The organism is Faecalibacterium butyricigenerans, from assembly GCF_020687345.1.
Classification (GTDB): Bacteria; Bacillota; Clostridia; order Oscillospirales; family Ruminococcaceae; genus Faecalibacterium; species Faecalibacterium butyricigenerans.
Map to the genome: position 1 here is coordinate 1 of NZ_JAJEQL010000061.1, position 3,895 is coordinate 3,895.

The window sequence follows — 3,895 nt, forward strand, 5'->3', positions numbered from 1 at the left end:
TGATTTGAAATAACCTGTATGCGAAATTGTTCTTTTTCATCCTCGGTCATCTCAAGTGGAACGCCGTGCAATGTGTCCACAATATAGGACGAAATTTTAGCGAAGTGCTCGTCAAAATCAGTGGTATCTTCGTTGGTCATATTTCTGTTCTACCCTCATTATAAGCTTTCCGGTCTGCTTAAAGTTACAGCTTTCAGCGTAAAGCTTCCGTAGTTTTTAATGCTAAACGATAGTTATCGAACTTTTCCACAGCTTTTGCAAAATCGTCGAGAAAAAGTTCTGTATCTTTTTCATTCGTACCACTTTACCCCATTATTAGAATTGAAAATTAGTAGCCCTTTGATATAAATAAGTAAACGATGAATCCACCCCACAAAACAACTTCAGCAATTATCAAACACTTCAAGTGTTGCTGCAATTTTTCGGGGTCAATTTCGCCTTTTTTCAGAAAATCATAAATTGAATTTCGCAATTTATCTATGTCTTCCTGCTTGATTTCCAGTTTCAAATAAAAATTTTTCCCGAAAAGGAGCTGGTGCATCCCATAATATATTGAAAGCAATATTAAAAATGAAGTAATACTTACAAGCGCTGGCTGGGTCCAGCTTATTGTCATACCTTCTACCGATGTAAGATTTCTATAAAAAACAATATCACTTAAACCAGCTACAAACAACAGAAAATTCCAAACCAAAAATGTATATAAAGTTTTCTTCATTTTCTATACCTTCTTTCACTACTGCCCACATTGCTGGAAATATCAAACGCCTACTTTATTTTTATGCCCTCATTTTTTACAAATCATCAAACCTTCCCGCCTTGCTTTTTTGTTTAGATAACGAAATTTAAGCCTGATTTATTTCGTTTGTCCACAAAATTTTTCAAAATCGTATAGATGCACATAAACTTCCTGAAAATTTGTAGCACAATCGCAATCTTCTTTTAAATAAACACGCTATAAGGATAAACTTTTTGTTTTACCTCGATTGAAAGCCATCTTTAGCTTTCTGGTTTGAGAACTGTACTTCGGGCCGGATTCTTTGGGTCTACTAGAATTTTTATTGGTGCCCCTTTCGGAATACATGGATTGAACCAAAACCACTGCGACTTTCCATTATAGGTTTCACCTTTAACTTTATACTGATAATGTACCACATATGGATAGATTACATCTTCATCGGCAAGGTGGTAGGTACTCATATGAAATTTTATATGTACTCGTTTTGTTGCTGTAACCTTTCCGATGATTCTTGTTCCATTTTTCAAAAGTTCTGCCTTTTTATAGTCGGAAATAATCGCCAATCCGATAATTATACCTGCTACAATCCATGCTAATATCGCAGCCACCCAAATACCAGACTTACACGCTCCAACCGATATAATTGCCGCCACGAACATTCCGACATATGCCAGTGTATGAATAAGATCTTTTGAAAAAAACATTTTATCTCGTGTAATTTTCATAAAACGGCATCCTCCTCAAATCCTACAGTCGGTAATCAGCAGCTTCGTGAAATCAACATTCCTTAGATACTTAGATTTAATCCTATTTTGTTTCATCCGTCTACAAAATTCCTCAAAATCGTATAGCTGCACATAAATTTCCAGAAAACTTGTAGCACAATCACGATTTTTCTTTTCACTCAGATAAACCACCACGGCAATTCCAGCCACAGGTTATCCATAGCCTGTTCCTCGGTCTTTTGGGCGCGGCCTTTTGTCAGGTGGAAATATATCGCCGTACCAATCAAAGGATGTTCCTTGCCATCAGTAAAGCCATAGCGGTACAGCAGATAGGTCTGCTCCCGTTGGGTCAACCGTTTCAGGCCATCGTACAGTTCCCGGCGCGATTCCTGATCCTCCATAATGCTCTGCGGCTGCATGGCGTAGGGGTCGGCTATGGCTTCGATGCGCTGCAGTTGTTCCTCTCCCGGCAGAACATCGTCCAGCGAAACGCGCTGGTAGCAGACGCCGTCCTTGTCCTCCGTCACCATCCGCTGCTCAAAAGCGGCAAAGGCATCCCGCACCATGTCCATCATGGCGTTGCGGATGGCAGGAGCCGCATAGGTCAGGAACTTCATGCCGCGCGCTGCATCGAACTTCGGCACAGCTTTCCATAAGCCCAGATTGCCCGCCTGTTTCAAATCGTCCGTGTCAAGGTTCAGGCCGGACTGTGCCAGATTCATGCTGCGGAAAAGGTCATTTGCCACCTTGCCAATAAAGGACTTGTTGTTTTCGATCAGGCTGTCCAGTGCGGTGGCATCCCCTTTCTGTGCCAGCGCACAAAGCCGTTCATTCGTCTGCTTCATGGGCGTTTTCCTGCTCTGCGGCAGACTGCAAGATTCCCAACAGACCGCTTCGCAGCTGTTCCAGTGCTTCCGGCGTGGCTCCTTTCATGCCCGAAACGCTGTCCAACATTGCATCCGTCAACTGCTCTGCCGTGATCGTTGGGTGCTGCACATCCTGCCCTTTGGTCAATTCGGTGAACATCTTCTCTGCCACTTTCTTGCTCATGGCTTCCTGTTCGGCGTAATGGCTCCCGATGCCCTTTTTAATTTCTTTGACCGTTGCCATGAAGTACATCTCAATATCATCAAGGTCGCCTTGGTACACGGGCTTTCTCCGAAGGCTGATGTCCTTTGCGGCTTTGGCTGCCTCCGGGGTCTTGACCCTTGTACGCAGCAGGGTGCTCAATGTCGTGAGCATGGCGTTCTGTGCCGCAATACCGGACGCAAAGGTATCATCAAAATACTGCGCTATGCGGTAAGTAAGCTCTGCGAAACGGGCATTTTCCAGCAGCAGATTGACTACCTCTGTATTGATACGCCCCGTGTAGAGGATCTTTGCGGCTTCTACGGACAAACCCAGTTCGGCAATGTCATAATTCTTGCGATCGGGGATGTTGGTTTCTCCCAGCAGGAAATCTGTGGACACGTTGAACAACCTTGCGATCTTCAACACCTGCTCATGGGTCAGGGTTCCTTTCGCACCACTGATAAAACGGCTGATAGTGCTTTTGGAGCAGCCGATTTCCTTGGCAAGCTCCGGTTGGCTGATATTGTGCTCTTTCATCAAGTCCGCAAGACGGACGTTGGACGGTGCGGGCAGATATTCCTGTGCCATGTGGTCGGCCCTCCTTTTTGAGCTTTTTCCTCATTATAATACGCTCTGCCGTTTTGTTCAATATACGGTTACCTCTCCGCCCTTGCTGTTGCAGTCCTGCAACCAGTGAGGGCATTTTTCTTTTTCCGTTGCAGTTCTGCCGCTTTTGCGCCTTTCCTGCAAAATTTTCCGTATATTCAGGCAGGAAGCAAAAAACACCAGAGTTCCCACTTTGGGGTCTCTGGTGCAACGCACGAAACAAAGGAGGAATGCCCTTGAGCCTGTATCAAACTGTCAAGTCCGCCATCACCGTTCGGCAGGTGGGAGAGATGTACGGCATGGGACCCGACCGCCATGGCATGGTGTGCTGTCCGTTCCATTCCGACAGCGACCCCAGCATGAAGCTGAACGACACCTATTATTACTGTTTTGGCTGTGGGGCCAACGGAGATGCCATCGACCTCACCGCCAAACTGTTCGACCTGAACCCCCGGCAAGCCGCCGAGAAGCTCGCAAGTGACTTCGGGCTTGACCCGGACAAGCCGCCCGCCAATGCCATCGCTCTGCCGCCGCCCAAGCGTGGCCTGACGGACGAGCAGTGGGCAGACATCGCCTACTGCCTGCGGGTGCTGACCGATTATCTCGACCTGCTGCACGACTGGCGAGAGCGCTACAAGCCTGCCACCCCGGAGGAACCGCATGACCCACGGTTTGAAGAAGCCCTCCACATGACCGAGACCATCGAGCACCTGACGGACTGCGTTGCATTTGGGACGCCCCAGCAGAAGGCCGC

General features: G+C 46.8%; 5 protein-coding genes. 1 reads left to right on the forward strand and 4 read right to left on the reverse strand.

Translation table 11 applies throughout. The annotated features are described in order from the left end of the window. Positions 1 to 328: 328 nt before the first annotated feature. The 4 genes from LKD23_RS12640 to LKD23_RS12655 all read right to left on the reverse strand — a co-directional run bounded on the left by LKD23_RS12640 (position 329) and on the right by LKD23_RS12655 (position 3,123). On the reverse strand, positions 329 to 718 hold the full coding sequence (locus tag LKD23_RS12640) for a hypothetical protein (protein ID WP_005923150.1): 390 nt from the start codon (positions 716 to 718) through the stop codon (positions 329 to 331). Between the two features lie 281 nt (positions 719 to 999). Next, positions 1,000 to 1,464, reverse strand: a complete 465-nt coding sequence (locus LKD23_RS12645) for a DUF3592 domain-containing protein (RefSeq protein ID WP_005929423.1) — start codon at positions 1,462 to 1,464, stop codon at positions 1,000 to 1,002. A 179-nt stretch (positions 1,465 to 1,643) separates the two neighbouring features. Further along, entirely contained in the window at positions 1,644 to 2,309 is a 666-nt protein-coding gene (locus LKD23_RS12650; protein WP_227621930.1) for a sigma-70 family RNA polymerase sigma factor, read from the reverse strand. Further along, a complete protein-coding gene (locus LKD23_RS12655; RefSeq protein ID WP_227621931.1) occupies positions 2,293 to 3,123 on the reverse strand; it encodes a helix-turn-helix domain-containing protein in 831 nt (276 codons plus the stop codon). Before LKD23_RS12655 ends, LKD23_RS12650 begins: the two co-directional genes overlap by 17 nt. Before the next feature lie 248 nt (positions 3,124 to 3,371). On the opposite strand from LKD23_RS12655, the gene LKD23_RS12660 reads away from it, so the two are divergent. Next, the coding region (locus LKD23_RS12660) for a CHC2 zinc finger domain-containing protein (protein WP_227621932.1) at positions 3,372 to 3,895 on the forward strand (524 nt) is incomplete at its 3' end.